This is a genomic window from Methylobacterium sp. CCH5-D2, from assembly GCF_001556475.1.
GTDB lineage: Bacteria > Pseudomonadota > Alphaproteobacteria > Rhizobiales > Beijerinckiaceae > Methylobacterium > Methylobacterium hispanicum.
Window position 1 is genome coordinate 1 of sequence record NZ_LSIX01000857.1, and the last position, 15,489, is coordinate 15,489.

Consider the following 15,489-nt stretch of genomic DNA (forward strand, 5'->3'; position numbering starts at 1 on the left):
CCCCGCCGAGGCCGAGGCCAAGGCGATGGCGCGTTGGCTCGACCCCGCGACCCGGCCCCCGGCGCCCCAGCGCCCGGCCTTCGCGGGGGAGCGCGATCCCGTCATCGGCCTGTTCCCGGCGAGCGAGGGCACCCGGTGAGCGAGACCGTCGCGATCATCGATTACGGCTCGGGCAACCTGCACTCGGCCGCCAAGGCCTTCGAGCGCGCCGCCCGCGAGGCCGAGGTCGACCGCCGCATCGTGGTGACGGGCGATCCCGCCATCGTCGCCGCCGCCGACCGGGTGGTGCTGCCGGGGGTCGGCGCCTACGCCGATTGCCGCCGCGGCCTCGACGCCGTGCCCGGCATGGTGGCGGCGATGGAGGAGGCCGCCCACGCGCGGGCCCGTCCCTTCCTCGGCATCTGCGTCGGCATGCAGCTCCTGGCCACCCGCGGCCTCGAATACACGGTCACCCCCGGCCTCGGCTGGATCCCGGGCGACGTCGGGCCGATCCGCCCGGCCGACCCGACGCTCAAGATCCCGCACATGGGCTGGAACACGCTGGTCGCCGGCAGCCATCCCCTGCTCGCCGGAATCCCGACGGGAAACGAGGGGCTTCACGCCTATTTCGTGCACAGCTACGCCCTGAAGGCCGACCGCCCGGCGGACGTGGTGGCGGAGGTCGATTACGGCGGCCCCGTCACCGCGATGGTCGCCCGCGACACCGTCGCCGGGACGCAGTTCCACCCCGAGAAGAGCCAGCGCCTCGGGCTCGCGCTTCTCGCCAACTTCCTCAAGTGGCGCCCCTGAGAACCGACCTGTCTCTCGGAGGCAAAAGGGCTTTTCGCGTGATCCTGTACCCGGCCATCGATCTGAAGGAGGGGCGCTGCGTCCGCCTCGTGCAGGGCGACATGGCCCAGGCCAAGGTCTTCAACGACGACCCCGCCGCCCAGGCCGAGGCCTTCCAGCAGCAGGGCTTCTCCTGGCTGCACGTGGTCGATCTCGACGGCGCCTTCGCGGGCGAGCCCCGCAACGCCGCGGCGGTCGACGCGATCCTCGCCCGCGTCGGAATTCCGGTGCAGCTCGGCGGCGGCATCCGCGACATGAAGACCCTGGACGCCTGGATCGCCAAGGGGATTGCCCGCGTCATCATCGGCACGGCCGCGGTGCGCGACCCCGCCTTCGTGCGCGAGGCGGCCCGTCTCCATCCCGGCAAGATCGCGGTCGGCATCGACGCGAAGGACGGGCGCGTGGCCGTCGAGGGCTGGGCCCAGACCTCCAGCATGACCGCCGAGGAATTGGGGCAGCGCTTCGAGGACGCGGGCGTCGCGGCGATCATCTACACGGACATCGCCCGCGACGGCATCCTCAAGGGCCTCAACGTCGAGATGACGCTGGCGCTGGCGCAGGCGGTGCGCATCCCGGTGATCGCCTCAGGGGGGCTCGCCTCGATCGAGGACGTGCACCGGCTGCTCCAGCCCGACTGCGCGCTGATCGCGGGCGCCATCACGGGCCGCGCCCTCTACGACGGCCGCATCGACCCGCGCGCGGCGCTCAAGGCCATCGCGGAAGCCGGCCGGGCCGGCCTGTGATAGGCTGACGGCTCGACAGGATCGCGCCAGGAGGCTGCGATGAGCGCCGTAAAGGCGGCGGCCCGGCCGCAGGAGGCCGGGACCGCCTACGAGGACGATTTCTACACCTGGACGCAGGAGCAGGGCGCGCGCCTGCGCTCCGGCGACCTCGCGAGCCTCGACCTCGAGAATCTCGCCGAGGAGATCGAGAGCTTGGGGCGCAGCGAATTCAACAGCCTGGTCAGCGCCTGGCGCGTGATCCTGCTGCACATGCTGAAGTGGGACCATCAGCCCGAGCGCCGGACCCGTGGCTGGGCACTATCGATCCGGACCCACAGGAACGACGCGGCGGATGTTCTGAAGGACAATCCCGGCCTCAAGAGCCGCTTGGCCGAGGGGTTGGAGCGTGCCTATCGCGGCGCACGACTGGAGGCCTCCCGCGAGACCAACCTGCCGCTCAAGACCTTTCCGACGACCTGCCCCTACACCCGGGAGGAGATGCTCGCGCGCCCCTTCCCGGCCGACCCCGACGACACGACCGACTGAGATCCCGTCTTGCTCAAGACCCGCATCATCCCCTGCCTGGACGTCAAGGACGGCCGCGTCGTCAAGGGCGTGCAGTTCCTCGAACTCCGCGACGCGGGCGACCCCGTCGAGGCCGCCAAGGCCTACGACGCGGCCGGCGCCGACGAGCTCTGCTTCCTCGACATCACCGCGAGCCACGAGGCCCGCGGCACGCTGCTCGACGTGGTGAGCCGCACGGCGGAGGCCTGCTTCATGCCGCTGACCGTGGGCGGCGGCGTGCGGGCCGTCGAGGACGTGCGGGCGCTGCTGCTCGCGGGCGCCGACAAGGTCGCGATCAACACGGCGGCCGTGAAGGACCCCGATCTCGTCGCCCGCGCGGCGGAGAAGTTCGGCGCCCAGTGCATCGTCGTGGCGATCGACGCCAAGCGTGTCTCCGGGCCCGGAGAGCCAGCCCGCTGGGAGGTCTTCACCCATGGCGGGCGCAACCCCACGGGGCTCGACGCGATCGCCTTCGCGCGGACCGTGGCGGCAAAGGGCGCGGGCGAGCTGCTCGTCACCTCGATGGACCGGGACGGCACCCGATCGGGCTACGACCTCGCGCTGACCCGGGCCATCGCGGACGCGGTCGCGGTGCCGGTGATCGCCTCGGGCGGCGTCGGCGGCCTCGACGACCTCGTGGCGGGCGTGGCCGAGGGCGGGGCGAGCGCGGTGCTGGCCGCCTCGATCTTCCACTTCGGGCAGCACAGCGTGGCCGAGGCCAAGGCCCACATGGCGGCGGCCGGCCTCGCCATGCGGCTCGACGCGTGAGGCGCCCTAGGACGAATGTCGTGGGGAGGGCACGCCATCTGTCAGCCGGGCGACTTGCCCGCGGGCCGCGCGTAAAGCAATTTCCCGCCATACGCGGCGCCGTTGCGGGCTCCCGGATGCACGGTGTTGCATGAGCGATTACACGTTGAACGACCTCGCGCGGCTGGTGGCGAGCCGCGCCGGGACCTCTCCGGACTCCTCCTATACGGCGAAGCTCCTCGCGGGCGGCCCCGCCAAGGCGGCCAAGAAGCTCGGCGAGGAGGCGGTGGAGGCCGCCATCGCCGCGGTCCAGGGGGACAAGGCGGGGCTGACGGCGGAGGCCGCGGACGTGCTCTACCACCTCATGGTGGTGCTGCAGGCCGGCGGCGTCAGCCTCGACGCGGTGATGGCCGAACTCGAGCGCCGCACGGCGCAGAGCGGGCTCGCCGAGAAGGCCGCGAGGCGCCACACATGAGCTTCGCCCCGGCCCCGATCGGCGAGACCGGCCAGGATCCGGTGACCGGCGCGGGCTCGGACCGGCTCTCGCCCTACCGCCGCTTCAGCCGGGACGAGTGGGCGAGCCTGCGCGCCGACACGCCGCTGACCCTCTCGAGCGAGGACCTCACGCGGCTGCAATCGATCAACGACCCCATCTCGATCGAGGAGGTGGTGGCGATCTACCTGCCGCTCTCGCGCCTGCTCTCGCTCTACGTCGCGGCGACGCAGGGGCTGTTCAAGGCGACGCAGCGCTTCCTCATCGCCGAGCGCGAGCGCAAGGCCCCCTACATCATCGGGCTCGCGGGCTCGGTCGCGGTCGGCAAGTCGACCACCGCCCGCATCCTGGCCGCGCTGCTCGCCCGCTGGCCCAACACTCCGAAGGTCGATCTCGTCACCACGGACGGCTTCCTGCTGCCGAACGCCGAGCTCGCGGCCGCCGGCCTGATGGAGCGCAAGGGCTTCCCCGAGAGCTACGACACGGCGGCGCTGCTCCGCTTCCTGCACGACGTGAAGGCCGGCCACGGCCGCGTGACGGCGCCGCTCTACTCCCACCTCGTCTACGACCGGGTGCCCGGCGAGGAGCGGGTGGTGGAGAGCCCCGACATCCTGATCGTCGAGGGGCTGAACGTGCTCCAGCCCGCCCGCCTGCCGCGGGACGGCACGGCGATCCCCTTCGTGTCGGACTTCTTCGACTTCTCGATCTACCTCGACGGGCACGAGGACGACCTGCACCGCTGGTACGTCACCCGCTTCATGAAGCTGCGCCAGACGGCGTTTCGCGATCCGCGCTCCTACTTCCGCAAATACGCCGAGGTGCCGGAGGCGGAGGCGCTGGCCATCGCCGATCGGCTCTGGACCACGATCAACCTGCCCAACCTCGTCGAGAACATCCTGCCCACGCGCCAGCGCGCCAGCCTGATCCTGTCGAAGGGCGCGAGCCACCGCATCGAGAGCGTGGCGCTGCGCCGGCTCTGAGGCGCGATCAGGCGAAGGGGAATTCGGCCTCCGCGATGTAGGGCCCGCCGCCCGTCGATTCGCGGGCGGAGAACACGGTGACGGCGCGCGCCTCGAAGCGCAGCGGCTCGAACAGGCCGCTCTGGGCGACGTACATCGCCACCGCCTCGGGGCTCGCCTCGCGCTTGAGACGGGCGAGGGTGACGTGGGGCGTGAAGCGGCGCGTCTCGGGCGCGACGCCGGCCCGGCGCACCAGCCGCTCCTGCTCGGCCTGCAGGTCCATCAGGGCCGGATCCTGCGCCACCGCGGCGAAGAGCGCCCGCGGCCGGTCGCCCCCGAAGGCGCCGAGCCCCTCGAGCACGACCGGGACCGGATCCCGCGCCCGCAGGCCGGCGAGCGCCTCCAGCACGTCCTCGGCCACGTCCGCGTCGATGTCGCCGAGGAAGCGCAGCGTCACGTGGTAGTCCGTGGCCTCGACCCAGCGGGCGCCGGGCAGGCCGCCGCGGAAGCGGGCGAGGCGCGCGCCGATCTCCGAGGGCACGGCCAGCCCGGTGAACAGGCGCGGCATCGGGCGGCTCCCCTCAGCGCTCGGACTTGCCCAGCCGGCCGAGGAAGCTCTCGACCGCGGGCAGGATGCCCGTGACGATCGCCCCCACGCCCCGCGGGTTCGGGTGCAGGCCGTCGTCGAGGTTGAGCCCGCGCTCGCCCGCCACGCCCGCCAGGAAGAACGGGTAGAGCACCAGCCCGTGCGCCTGAGCGAGATCGGGATAGATCGCGTCGAAGCGGGCCACGTAGTCCGGCCCGAGATTGGCCGAGGCGCGCATCCCCGCGAGCAGGACCGGGATGCCGCGGTCCTTCAGCCGGGTGATGATGCTGTCCAGCGCCTTCCGCGTCACGGCCGGGTCGGTGCCGCGCAGCATGTCGTTGGCGCCGAGTTCGAGGATGACGCCGTCGGTCCCGTCCGGAACCGACCAGTCGACCCGGTCGAGCCCGCCCGTCGCGGTGTCGCCCGAGACGCCCGCGTTGGCGACCGCGACCGCCCGGCCGCGCTTCGTCAGCTCCCGCTCCAGCACCGCCGGGAAGGCGGCGTCCGCGGGCAGGCGGTAGCCGGCGGTCAGGCTGTCGCCCAGGGCCACGAGCTTGAGGGTGCGGGCGGGCTCCGCGCCCGCCGGGAGGGCCGCCGGCATCAGCAGGGCCAGCGCGGCGAGGAGGAGGGCGATGAGGCGGCGCAGCGGGCCATCATGGCGCACCCGCCGTCCGGACACTTGCCGTCCGGGCACTTGCCGACCGGGCACTTGGCGTCCGCCCCCGGATGATCCCATATCGCCCCCGCAACCGCCGGGTGTCGTCGCGCACCGATTTCGCTGCCGCCACACCCGAGCCTCATCCGCCATGCGTCCCGTCATCGCGCACAGATCGGCCTCCCGGTGAGCACAGACAAGACCCGCGACACGAGCGGCACACAGTCGGTCGGCCCCGCGGTCGGCCCCGCGGTCGGCCCCTCGGTCGGCCTCCACGACATCGATCTCAGCCTCGGGCGCGGCGCCGCCCGCGTCCACGTGCTCAGGGGGATCTCGCTCGACGTCGCCCGCGGCGAGGCGGTCGGCCTCGTCGGCCCCTCGGGCTCGGGCAAGTCGACGCTGCTCATGGTGATGGCCGGGCTGGAGCGGCCGGATGCCGGCACGATCCGGATCGACGGCACCGATCTCGGCCATCTCGACGAGGACGCGCTGGCGCGCTTCCGCGGCCGGCGCATCGGCATCGTGTTCCAGGCCTTCCACCTCGTGCCGACGATGACGGCGCTGGAGAACGTGGCGCTCCCCCTCGAACTCGCCGACCGGCCGGAGGCCCATGCCCGCGCCCGGGCGGAACTGGAGGCGGTCGGGCTCGGGCACCGGCTGCACCATTATCCGGCCCAGCTCTCGGGCGGCGAGCAGCAGCGCGTCGCCATCGCCCGCGCGATCGCGCCGGATCCGGCGATCCTGGTGGCCGACGAGCCGACCGGCAACCTCGACGAGGCGACGGGCCGGCAGATCGTGGAGCTGCTGTTCCGGTTGAAGCGCGACCGCGGCGCCACCCTCGTCCTCGTCACCCACGATGCAGGCCTCGCGCGGCTCTGCGACCGCACCATCCGCCTGCGCTCCGGCCGGATCGAGGCCGAGGACGCCCCATCCCCCGCCGCGGCGAGCGCCTGATGCACGGCACCTTCACGCCCCCCGAGCGGGCGCGCCGCCTGCCGCTGACGCTCCGCCTCGCGCTCCGGGAGTTCCGCGGCGGCCTCTCGGGCTTCGGCGTCTTCCTCGCCTGCATCGCGCTCGGCGTGATGGCGATCGCGGGCGTCGCCTCGATCTCGCGCTCGCTCTCGGACGGTCTCGGCCGCGAGGGGAGGCGCATCCTCGGCGGCGATCTCAGCTACAGCCTGATCAACCGCGAGGCGACGCCGGAGGAGCGCGCCGTGCTGGCGCGCGAGGGCCGGGTCGGCACCGTCGCGACGCTGCGCGCCATGGCGGTGGCGGGCGAGGGCGCGGCGCTCGTCGAGCTGAAGGCGATCGACGCGGCCTATCCGCTGGCGGGCGTCCTCGTCACCGAGCCGCACGCGGACCTCGCCGAACTGCTCGGCCCCCGGGACGGCGTGCCCGGCGCCGTCGCCGACTCGGCCCTGCTGACCCGGCTCGACCTGAAGGTCGGCGACCGGATCACGCTGGCCGGCCACCCCTTCGCGATCCGCGCGACCGTGGCGAGCGAGCCCGACAAGATCGCGGGCGGCCTCGGCTTCGGCCCGCGCCTGATCATCGCGCAGGAGGCGCTGCGCGCCACCGGCCTCGTCCAGCCCGGCAGCCTCAACCGCTGGAGCTACCGCATCGCGGTGCCGGGCGCCGCGGACGCCGACCTCGACGCGGCGGCCGCCCGCATCGCCAAGGCCGCGCCGGAGGCCGGCTGGGAGATGCGCGCGCGCTCCAACGCCGACCCGCGCTTCGCCAAGAGCATCGAGCGCTTCACCCAGTTCCTCACGCTCGTCGGCCTCACCGCGCTCATCGTCGGGGGCGTCGGCGTCGCGAACGCCGTGCACGCCTTCGTGGAGCGCAAGCGCGGCTCCATCGCCACCCTGAAGAGCGTCGGCATGCCGGGCTCGCAGGTGGTCGGTCTCTACCTCGTGCAGGTGATGCTGATCGCCGGCCTCGGCACCGCGGCCGGGCTGGTGCTCGGCGCGAGCCTGCCCTTCGTGATCGACGCCCTGTTCGGCGCGGCGCTTCCCCTGCCGCTCAACCCGACGCTGGCGCCCGGCGAACTGCTGCTCGCGGCCGCCTACGGGCTGCTCACCGCCTTCGCCTTCGCGATCACCCCGCTCGGGCGCGCCCACGACGTGCCGGTCTCGGGGCTGTTCCGCGACACGGTCGATCCGTCCGCGGCCAGGCCGCGCCCGCGCTACCGGCTGATGCTCGCCGCGGCGATCCTCGCCCTGGTGGCGCTCGGGGTGGCCACCGCCTTCGACCGGCGCGTGGCGCTGGTCTTCATCGCGGCGGCGGGCCTCGCCTTCGGATTGCTGCGCCTCGTGGCGACGGGGCTGATGGCGCTCGCCCGCCGCCTGCCGCGCCCGCGGCGCGCGGCGCCCCGCATGGCGCTGGCCAACCTGCACCGGCCGGGCGCCTTGACGCCGACCATCGTGCTCTCGCTGGGCCTCGGCGTGACGCTCCTCGTGACGCTCAGCCTGATCGACGCCAACGTGCGCCGGACGATCTCCGCCAGCCTGCCCGCCAAGGCCCCCAATCTGTTCTTCCTCGACATCCCGTCCGCGGATGCCGACCGCTTCCACGACTTCCTGGCCAAGGCCGCGCCGAACGGAAAGATCGAGCGCGTGCCGATGATGCGCGGGCGCATCGTCGCCCTCGACGGCGTGCCCGCCGCCAAGATCCGGCCGCCGGAGGACGCCGCCTGGGTGCTCGACGGCGACCGCGGCATCACCTACGCGGACGACCTGCCCGAGGGCTCGGTGCTGACCGCGGGCCGGTGGTGGAGCGCGGAGGAGGCGCGGACGCCCCTCGTCTCGTTCGAGGCGGAACTGGCGCGGCAGCTCGGCCTGAAGATCGGCAGCGAGGTCACGGTCAACGTGCTCGGCCGCCCGATCACGGCGCGGATCGCGAACCTGCGCAAGGTCGAGTGGCGCAACCTCGGCATCAACTTCGTGATGGTGTTCTCGCCCGGCACCTTCCGGGGCGCGCCGCACGCCGACCTCGCGACGCTGAGCCTGCCCGGCGGCACCGACGGGGCGGCCGAGAACCGCATCCTGCGCGACGCCGCCCACACCTTCCCGTCCGTCACCAGCGTGCGGGTGAAGGACGCCCTCGACGCGGTCGGCGACCTCGTGGGCAAGCTGGTGCTCGCCATCCGCGGCGCCAGCGCGGTCGCGGTGCTGGCGAGCCTCCTCGTGCTGGCGGGCGCGGTCGCGGCCGGGCACCGGGCCCGGCTCTACGACGCGGTGGTGCTGAAGGTGCTGGGGGCCGGGAGGGCCCGCCTGCTCGCCGCCTACGGCCTCGAATACGGGGCGCTCGGGCTCGCCACCGCCCTGTTCGGGATGGTCGCGGGCGGGCTCGCGGGCTGGGTCATCGTCACGCGGGTGATGCGGCTCGACTTCGTGCTCGACCTCTCGGGGGCGCTCGTCGCCGCGGGCCTCGCGGTGGTCCTGGCGGTCGGCCTCGGGCTTGCCGGCACGTGGCGCATCCTGGGGCAGAAGCCCGCGCCCTACCTGCGGGGATTGTGAGCGGGGTGCCGCGTGCGAGAAGGAGCTGACGTTACGGCGTCCGCTCCTTCTCCGCCTCCATGTAGCGGCGCAGAACAGCGTTCATCCGGGCTTGGTAACCGCGGCCGCCCCGCTTGAAGAACTCCACCACGTCCCGATCGAAGCTGGCCTGGATCGTGGCCTTTGTCGGCGCCTCGTCGTGCGCGGGAAGGCCGACCGCGGCGCGGGCCCAATGGCCCTCGTCCGTCGTCGGATTGTCCTCGTCCTGCGCCGCGGCGCGCTCGATCTCGTCCTCAGGCATCGATCGCAGGGCCGCCCAATCCGTGCGGCCGGTCCGCGCAGCCGCTGGTTTGCCGCTTGGCATGGTAGATCCCTCGCTCCTTCCGATTCGCGATGCGGGCGGAGATGATGCGATATTTCGGTCCTCGCGGCGTGAATGTCACGTTCAGGACGACGCCGTGGTGCTCCGCCAGCATGTTGAAGCGCGGCTCACCGTAATTCCGGCGCGCGTCCACTGCCACCACGACGAAGCGGCCATCGAAGATCTCGTCGAGATCGGCGAAATCGATCGCGCGCCGATCCAGGTTCAGCGCACTCTTCGCATCGTCCCAGACCGTGCGCTCGTTCTCACCCATGGCCGGTGCATCGGTCCCCGTCGGCTCCTCCGTGCGGCGGAGCGCCCGCCAGCGCTGCGGACGGCCTGGATGAGCACGCTTCCAGACCGGCCGGAAGCCCGGAATCGAATGCCGGAGAACGACCGCCGGGCGCGGTTTAATCCCGAATTTCATGAACAAAATTAAAGGATTCCGGGCTCGAAAACAGGCCCTGCAAGCTCGGCGGAGGCCTTGTGTGCCGCCTCGCGACGCAACATATTCGGTGGCGAGGCGCTCTCCGGCGCCAGAGGTCCCCGCGTGGGCCTCGTCCGAACACCACGCTGAGAGAGCATCCTCAAGGGAACTCCCATGGCATTCGACAACAGCCCCTTCCGGTACGGCGCCCAGGCGCCGGGATACGCCGGCACGCAGGTCGACGTCGACCAGGGCCTGCGCAGCTTCATGCTCGGCGTCTACAACAACATGGTCGTCGGCCTCGGGATCTCGGGCCTCGTGGCGCTCGGCCTCAACATGGCCGCGACCGCGACGACCGAGACGGGCCGGCTCGCGCTGACGCCCTTCGGCCAGACCCTCTACAACACCCCCCTCAAGTGGGTGCTGATGTTCGCCCCCCTCGTGTTCATCTTCGTCTTCTCGATGCGGATGGACCGGATGTCGGCCTCGTCCGCCCGGACGATGTTCTTCGCCTTCGCGGCCGTGATGGGCGCGTCGATGTCGACGCTGCTCCTCGTCTTCACGGGCGCGAGCGTGGTGCGGGTGTTCTTCATCACCGCGGCGACCTTCGGCGGCCTGAGCCTCTACGGCTACACCACGAAGCGCAGCCTCTCGGGGATGGGCTCGTTCCTGATCATGGGCCTGATCGGTCTGATCATCGCCTCGCTGGTCAACATCTTCCTGGCGTCCAGCGCGCTGCAGTTCGCGATCTCGGTGCTCGGCGTGCTGATCTTCGCGGGCCTCACCGCCTACGACACGCAGAAGCTGAAGGAGATGTTCCTCTACAGCGGCGTCGATGCCGAGGGCGCGGCCAAGATGTCGGTGAACGGCGCCCTGACGCTGTACCTCGACTTCATCAACATGTTCCAGTTCCTGCTCTCGCTCCTCGGCGACCGCCGCTGAGCCCGACGGATCCGGAACGGATCGGAAGAGCCCCGGCGCGAGCCGGGGCTTTTTTTTGGGCCGACCATCGGGCTCTCCGGCGCGCCAGCGATGAACCGACGCAGGGCCGGCTCCGTGCGGAAACCGATCCTGGCGCGGTGGTTGGCCCGTCATGTGGTTCCTCTATGCTCTCACGGCCCTCGCCGGCCTCGCCAACGCGATCCAGCCGGGGCAGAACGCGACGCTCGCGAAATCCCTCGGCGTGCCGGTCACGGCCGCCCTGGTGACGCTCCTGGTCAGCACGGCGGTCCTGCTGGCCGGCGGCCTCGCGACGGGCAAGCTCGTCTGGCCCAGCGCCGAGCAGGCGGCCGCCGTGCCCTGGTGGGCCTGGGCCGGCGGCGTGCTGAGCGTCCTGCTGATCCTGGCCCAGCTCTACGCCTCGCCGGCGATCGGCGCGGCGAGCTTCCTCGGCATCATCGTGACGGTCGGCGTCTGCGCCTCGATCGCGCTCGACCATTACGGCCTGATCGGCTTCCCGCAGCACTCGGCGAGCCTGTGGCGCGTCCTGGGCGCCGTGCTGATGATCGCGGGCGTGGGGCTAGTCGCGATATTCTGAGACGCGCCAGGGTCCTGGTTTCGAAAGGTCGAGACCTTTCGCGGGTGCAGGGCAGAGCCCTGCATTTGGAACCGTCACCCCGGCTTCGCCGGGGCGACGGTTCCAACCCGGGGTTCCACCCCGGGACCCCGCCCAAGGGTGTGACACCCTTGGGGATCCCCGAACCGTTCAGACGGCCCGGAGCGGCTTCTCCAGCACGGCGATGACCCGGGCGAGGTCGTGGCCGCGCTTCAGCACGAGGCCGCTCGCCGCGATCACCGCGTAGGCGCCCTGGCGGCGGGCGAGCTTCGGGTCCTTCTCGATGCGGTAGAGCGGCATCTCGGAGGCGCGGCGGTAGATCGAGAACACCGCCTTGTCGCGCCGGAAATCGAGGGCGTAGTCGCGCCACTCGCCCTCGGCGACGCGGCGGCCGTAGAGGTTGAAGATCGTGCGCAGCTCGTCGCGGTGGAAGGCGATCTGCGGGGGGCTCGGCGCGTTCGGGAAAGGGATCACCCGCATCGTCACGTCGTCGACCGTCCGCTCGCTCATTCCCCCTCCGTCCCGCGCCCGTTCCCTGAATCGGCTCGTGAGCGGGAATGATGGGCGGCGCCCGTGCCGGCCGCAAGGGGGCCATCCGGGACCGCGGGCCGATCGCCTGTGTCGATCGGGCAACGCGGAAGACGCGAAGCACCACGATTTCGCCCAGATCGCGCCTTTTCCGGGCCTTGTTGCGGCAGCACAACAGGCCCTGAAATCTCGTCGGGCCCGTGCCCGGCCGGCGTCCGAAACCCGAGCTCCCCAGCCCTCGGCCGCCGTCCGGCTCCCACGATCCCGGCACTCCAGAGGTTTCGAGACCCAAGGACTCCAGGCCGCCCCACCCCGGGCGGCCTTTTTTCTGGCTGCGCCCCGGGCGCGGATGCGGCTATGAGCGGCCGGACGATGAGCGCGCCGCCCACCTTCGACGAGGCCTTCCGCCGATCCCTGCGCGACCTGTTCGCGTGGCGGCGCGACGTGCGCCGCTTCCGCACCGACCCGGTGCCGGAGGCGACCCTGCGCGCCTGCCTGGACGAGGCGCATCTGAGCCCCTCCGTCGGCAACAGCCAGCCCTGGCGCTTCGTGCGCGTCGCCGACCCGGGGCGCCGGGCGGGGGTCGCGGCGAGCTTCGCGCGCTGCAACAGCGACGCGGCGCTGGGCTACGCTCCCGAGCGGGCCGCGCGGTACCGGGCCCTGAAGCTCGCGGGCCTGCGCGAGGCGCCCGTGCATCTGGCGGTGTTCTGCGACGCGGACACGGAAGCCGGCCACGGGCTCGGCCGGGCGACCATGCCGGAGATGCTGCGCTACTCGGTCGTCGGCGCGGTGCAGACGCTCTGGCTCGCGGCCCGCGCCCGGGGGCTCGGCGTCGGCTGGGTCTCGATCCTAGAGCCGGAGGCGGTCACCGCGCTCCTCGACGTGCCGGCATCCTGGCACCTCGTGGCCTATCTCTGCCTCGGCTGGCCGGTGGAGGAGCACGCCGACCCGGAACTCGCCCGCCACGGCTGGCAGGCGCGCGGGCCGCTCGACCTTACCGAGCGCTGAAGGCGACGCCGCGCCCTTGAGCGAACGGATCGCCGCGCCTTTTACCCATCCGCGCGATGGACCCCCACAAACCCCTCGTCAACCAAGCTTTTTCCGGAACGCGAAAGCGAACCCGCGACTTACTCGGCGGGCATCACGGTCACGCTTGGCGGAGAAGGACGATGGCGGGTCGATCGAGGGTTTGGGCGGGGCTCGCCGGCATCGGGCTGGCGGCTCTTGGGGCAGCTCAGGGAACGGGGCGCGCGGAGGCCCGCGAGATGGTGGCCTTCCCGTACGCGGCGGCGCCCGGCTCGGTGGTGGTGAGCGCGTCCGAGCGCCGGCTCTATCTCGTCAACGGCGACGGCACGGCGATCCGCTACCCCGTGGCGGTGGGCCGGCCCGGCAAGCAGTGGTTCGGCACGACCGCCATCGACGGGAAGTACGTGCGGCCCGCCTGGTCGCCGCCCGCGGAGGTGAAGCGCGACAACCCGCGCCTGCCGAACCTGATCGCGGGGGGCTCGCCCGGCAACCCGATGGGCGCGGCGGCGCTGACGCTGTCGGGCGGGCAGTACGCGATCCACGGCACCAACCGGCCGAGCTCGATCGGCACCTTCGCGTCCTACGGCTGCATCCGCATGTACAACCAGGACGTGGTCGATCTCTACCAGCGGGTCGAGGTCGGCGCGACCGTGACGATGGTGCGATGAGCGCGCCGTCGCCGCAGGTCGGCCGACCTGCGGCGAGCGCGGGCCTCTACGCGGCCGGCGGGGCGGTGGCCTCGATGGCCGTGAAGGTCTCGAGGATGCGGTAGGTGTGCTCGATGCCGGCCGGCACCAGCCAGGAATCGCCGGGCTCGAGCCGCACGGTCTCGCCCGCGAGCACCAGCTCGGCCCGGCCCTTGAGCACGTAGCCGACGGTCTCGTGGGCCGAGACCGAGGTCGGCTTGTCGGCGTTCGGCGGCTCGTCGCGCCACATCCGCATGGCGAGGCGCTCGCCCCGGGCGAGGCCGATCTCGCCGTCCTCGCCCGCGGGCGCCTGGGCGCTCGCGATCTTGCCTGTCGTCATGTTGCTCTCCTTCGCGTCCACCAGAACGGGGCGAAGGGCCGGCCGTTCCCGTCGGCCGGCCAACGGTTCGGCCGCGGCCTACCAGCGCTCGCCGTAGGGACCGTCCCAACGGCGCCGGACCGGGGCGTAGCCGACGGGCACGCGCTCGTAGGCGATGACCCGGCGGGTCTCGTAGACCGGCTCCTCGTAGACCACGCGCGGGCGGGCATCGTAGGCCGGGGCGTAGCCGTAGGCGCGCGGCGGCGGGGGCGGCGCGTAGCCGTACCCGTAGGCCGGCTCGGCGTGGGCGGAGGCGGCGGCCCCGATGAGGGCGCCGGCCGCGAGGCCGCCGATCAGGCCGGCGGCGAGCGCGCCGCCGCGGCCCCTGGCCTCGGCCGCCGTGGAGGTGAGGGCGCCGACGCCGATGAGGGCGGCGGCCGCGAGCGCGGGGAGTCTCGTCATGGCCTGGTCCGGGTCCGTGCGGGGCGCGGCCGGATCGGCCGCCCACACCCGCAGACTGCACCGGCCCGGATGCAGGAGGCCTGAAGGCGGCGGACAGGAACGGTTCAGCTTGCCGCACGCGGCCCGTGCGCGTCTTGCGCAACGCCGGGGCCGCCCCGACCGTTATCCCGGCATGGCGCGCATCGCGATCCTGGTCGGAACGCCGGCCGGCACCCGGCTCCTGGCGGCCTCGCGCGAGCGGGAGGCCGCCCTCATGGCCGAGCGGCTGCTGGTCGGGCTCGACCGGGCGGCCCTGCCGGCGCCGCTCTGGGTGCAGTGCGCCGACGCCGCGCTCGCCGCCCGGCTGACCGCCTATCTGGCGGGCTTCCAGGCCGAGCTCACGGCCGTGCCCGCCGACGGGGCTCAGTAGCCGTCGGAGAGGTAGACCGCCCCGCCATAGGCCGGCGCGTAGCCGTACGACCGGCCGTAGCCGTAGCCGTAGCCGTCTCCCTGCCCGTACCCGTAGGGGCCGGGCGCCGCGTAGCCCCGCGGGGCGCGGCGCAGGGGGGCGGGCGCGTCGGCGCCGCGGCCCATCTGCATCCCGGCCGACATCACCCCGTCCGATTCGTAGGGGTTGCGGCCCCGGGCGGTGCGGACCCCGCCGCGGCTCGCGACGCGCGGGGCGGCCTCGCCCTGGACCACGATGCGGGTGTTGCCCGGCCCCTCCTGCTTCACCAGCCGGAACAGGGCGGCGGCCTTGCCCGGCGCGAGGCGGACGCAGCCGTGCGAGGCCGGGCGCCCGAGCGCCGAGAGGTGCGAGGAGCCGTGGATGGCGTGGCCGGAGCCGGTGAAGAAGATGGAGTGGGGCATCGGCGCGTCGTCCCATTCCCGCGAGAAATGGGTGCGGGCCATGCGCTGCGGCCGGTAGCTGCCGTTCGGCGTGTCGTACCCGGCCTTGCCCGTCGAGACCGGCCAGGAGAAGCGCGGCTGCCCGTTCACGCTGACCGCCATGGTCTGCGTGTCCTTGTCGATCCGGATCAGCACGTCCGCCCGCGCCGGGGCGAGGGCGAGGCAGAGGGGGAGGGCGCAGAGGAG

21 protein-coding genes are annotated in these 15,489 nt (G+C 72.9%); 13 read left to right on the plus strand and 8 right to left on the minus strand.

The window, feature by feature from the left end; all coding sequences use genetic code 11:
* Window positions 1-135: 135 nt before the first annotated feature.
* The 6 genes from hisH to coaA all read left to right on the plus strand — a co-directional run bounded on the left by hisH (window position 136) and on the right by coaA (window position 4,334).
* Window positions 136-789 (plus strand): imidazole glycerol phosphate synthase subunit HisH, encoded by a 654-nt coding sequence (hisH, locus tag AX737_RS22490; protein WP_066925056.1) that lies wholly within the window; start codon window positions 136-138, stop codon window positions 787-789.
* A 38-nt stretch (window positions 790-827) separates the two neighbouring features.
* Window positions 828-1,571, plus strand: coding sequence for a 1-(5-phosphoribosyl)-5-[(5-phosphoribosylamino)methylideneamino]imidazole-4-carboxamide isomerase (gene hisA, locus AX737_RS22495; protein WP_066925058.1), 744 nt, complete (start codon window positions 828-830; stop codon window positions 1,569-1,571).
* 39 nt (window positions 1,572-1,610) lie between these two features.
* Window positions 1,611-2,096, plus strand: coding sequence for a DUF29 domain-containing protein (locus tag AX737_RS22500; protein WP_066925061.1), 486 nt, complete (start codon window positions 1,611-1,613; stop codon window positions 2,094-2,096).
* 9 nt (window positions 2,097-2,105) lie between these two features.
* Window positions 2,106-2,882, plus strand: a complete 777-nt coding sequence (gene hisF / locus AX737_RS22505; RefSeq protein ID WP_066925063.1) for an imidazole glycerol phosphate synthase subunit HisF — start codon at window positions 2,106-2,108, stop codon at window positions 2,880-2,882.
* Window positions 2,883-3,012: 130 nt separating this feature from the next.
* Window positions 3,013-3,336, plus strand: a complete 324-nt coding sequence (locus AX737_RS22510) for a phosphoribosyl-ATP diphosphatase (protein ID WP_066925066.1) — start codon at window positions 3,013-3,015, stop codon at window positions 3,334-3,336.
* Window positions 3,333-4,334: a type I pantothenate kinase gene (coaA, locus tag AX737_RS22515; RefSeq protein ID WP_066925068.1), complete on the plus strand. Its 1,002-nt coding sequence runs from the start codon at window positions 3,333-3,335 to the stop codon at window positions 4,332-4,334. The genes AX737_RS22510 and coaA overlap by 4 nt, the downstream gene beginning before the upstream one ends.
* A gap of 7 nt (window positions 4,335-4,341) precedes the next feature.
* Here the strand turns inward: coaA and thpR are convergent, their stop codons facing one another.
* On the minus strand, window positions 4,342-4,881 hold the full coding sequence (gene thpR, locus AX737_RS22520; RefSeq protein WP_066925070.1) for an RNA 2',3'-cyclic phosphodiesterase: 540 nt from the start codon (window positions 4,879-4,881) through the stop codon (window positions 4,342-4,344).
* Window positions 4,882-4,894: 13 nt separating this feature from the next.
* Window positions 4,895-5,500 (minus strand): arylesterase, encoded by a 606-nt coding sequence (locus AX737_RS22525; protein ID WP_066925088.1) that lies wholly within the window; start codon window positions 5,498-5,500, stop codon window positions 4,895-4,897.
* Between the two features lie 333 nt (window positions 5,501-5,833).
* Here AX737_RS22525 and AX737_RS22530 point away from each other — a divergent pair, with 333 nt between their 5' ends.
* Together AX737_RS22530 and AX737_RS22535 are read left to right on the plus strand one after the other, a co-directional pair.
* The gene (locus tag AX737_RS22530) at window positions 5,834-6,508 is read left to right on the plus strand and encodes an ABC transporter ATP-binding protein (RefSeq protein WP_066925090.1); all 675 of its coding nucleotides are present in this window, start codon (window positions 5,834-5,836) and stop codon (window positions 6,506-6,508) included.
* Complete coding sequence (locus tag AX737_RS22535; protein WP_066925072.1) at window positions 6,508-9,072, plus strand: FtsX-like permease family protein; 2,565 nt, start codon at window positions 6,508-6,510, stop codon at window positions 9,070-9,072. Before AX737_RS22530 ends, AX737_RS22535 begins: the two co-directional genes overlap by 1 nt.
* Window positions 9,073-9,103: 31 nt before the next feature.
* Here AX737_RS22535 and AX737_RS22540 read toward each other — a convergent pair whose 3' ends face one another.
* Window positions 9,104-9,352: a BrnA antitoxin family protein gene (locus AX737_RS22540; RefSeq protein ID WP_238229983.1), complete on the minus strand. Its 249-nt coding sequence runs from the start codon at window positions 9,350-9,352 to the stop codon at window positions 9,104-9,106.
* Window positions 9,345-9,686 (minus strand): BrnT family toxin, encoded by a 342-nt coding sequence (locus tag AX737_RS22545; RefSeq protein WP_066925076.1) that lies wholly within the window; start codon window positions 9,684-9,686, stop codon window positions 9,345-9,347. Before AX737_RS22545 ends, AX737_RS22540 begins: the two co-directional genes overlap by 8 nt.
* 327 nt (window positions 9,687-10,013) lie before the next feature.
* Here AX737_RS22545 and AX737_RS22550 point away from each other — a divergent pair, with 327 nt between their 5' ends.
* Window positions 10,014-10,781, plus strand: a complete 768-nt coding sequence (locus AX737_RS22550) for a Bax inhibitor-1/YccA family protein (protein ID WP_066925078.1) — start codon at window positions 10,014-10,016, stop codon at window positions 10,779-10,781.
* A 151-nt stretch (window positions 10,782-10,932) separates the two neighbouring features.
* Window positions 10,933-11,376 (plus strand): DMT family transporter, encoded by a 444-nt coding sequence (locus tag AX737_RS22555; protein WP_066925080.1) that lies wholly within the window; start codon window positions 10,933-10,935, stop codon window positions 11,374-11,376.
* Between the two features lie 168 nt (window positions 11,377-11,544).
* On the opposite strand, the gene AX737_RS22560 is transcribed toward AX737_RS22555, so the two are convergent.
* Window positions 11,545-11,904 carry a DUF2794 domain-containing protein gene (locus AX737_RS22560; protein WP_066925082.1) on the minus strand — a complete coding sequence of 120 codons (360 nt, stop codon included), beginning with the start codon at window positions 11,902-11,904 and terminating at the stop codon, window positions 11,545-11,547.
* A gap of 390 nt (window positions 11,905-12,294) precedes the next feature.
* On the opposite strand from AX737_RS22560, the gene bluB reads away from it, so the two are divergent.
* Together bluB and AX737_RS22570 are read left to right on the plus strand one after the other, a co-directional pair.
* Window positions 12,295-12,930 carry a 5,6-dimethylbenzimidazole synthase gene (bluB, locus tag AX737_RS22565; protein WP_066925092.1) on the plus strand — a complete coding sequence of 212 codons (636 nt, stop codon included), beginning with the start codon at window positions 12,295-12,297 and terminating at the stop codon, window positions 12,928-12,930.
* A gap of 257 nt (window positions 12,931-13,187) precedes the next feature.
* Window positions 13,188-13,616, plus strand: a complete 429-nt coding sequence (locus tag AX737_RS22570; RefSeq protein WP_238230011.1) for a L,D-transpeptidase — start codon at window positions 13,188-13,190, stop codon at window positions 13,614-13,616.
* Between the two features lie 46 nt (window positions 13,617-13,662).
* Here AX737_RS22570 and AX737_RS22575 read toward each other — a convergent pair whose 3' ends face one another.
* Together AX737_RS22575 and AX737_RS22580 are read right to left on the minus strand one after the other, a co-directional pair.
* A complete protein-coding gene (locus AX737_RS22575; protein ID WP_066925094.1) occupies window positions 13,663-13,974 on the minus strand; it encodes a cupin domain-containing protein in 312 nt (103 codons plus the stop codon).
* A 78-nt stretch (window positions 13,975-14,052) separates the two neighbouring features.
* Complete coding sequence (locus AX737_RS22580; RefSeq protein ID WP_066925097.1) at window positions 14,053-14,415, minus strand: hypothetical protein; 363 nt, start codon at window positions 14,413-14,415, stop codon at window positions 14,053-14,055.
* Between the two features lie 172 nt (window positions 14,416-14,587).
* On the opposite strand from AX737_RS22580, the gene AX737_RS22585 reads away from it, so the two are divergent.
* A complete protein-coding gene (locus AX737_RS22585) occupies window positions 14,588-14,824 on the plus strand; it encodes a hypothetical protein (RefSeq protein WP_066925086.1) in 237 nt (78 codons plus the stop codon).
* On the opposite strand, the gene AX737_RS22590 is transcribed toward AX737_RS22585, so the two are convergent.
* A partial coding sequence (locus tag AX737_RS22590) for a L,D-transpeptidase (RefSeq protein WP_082773239.1) occupies window positions 14,818-15,489 on the minus strand: 672 nt, incomplete at its 5' end. The genes AX737_RS22585 and AX737_RS22590 overlap by 7 nt on opposite strands.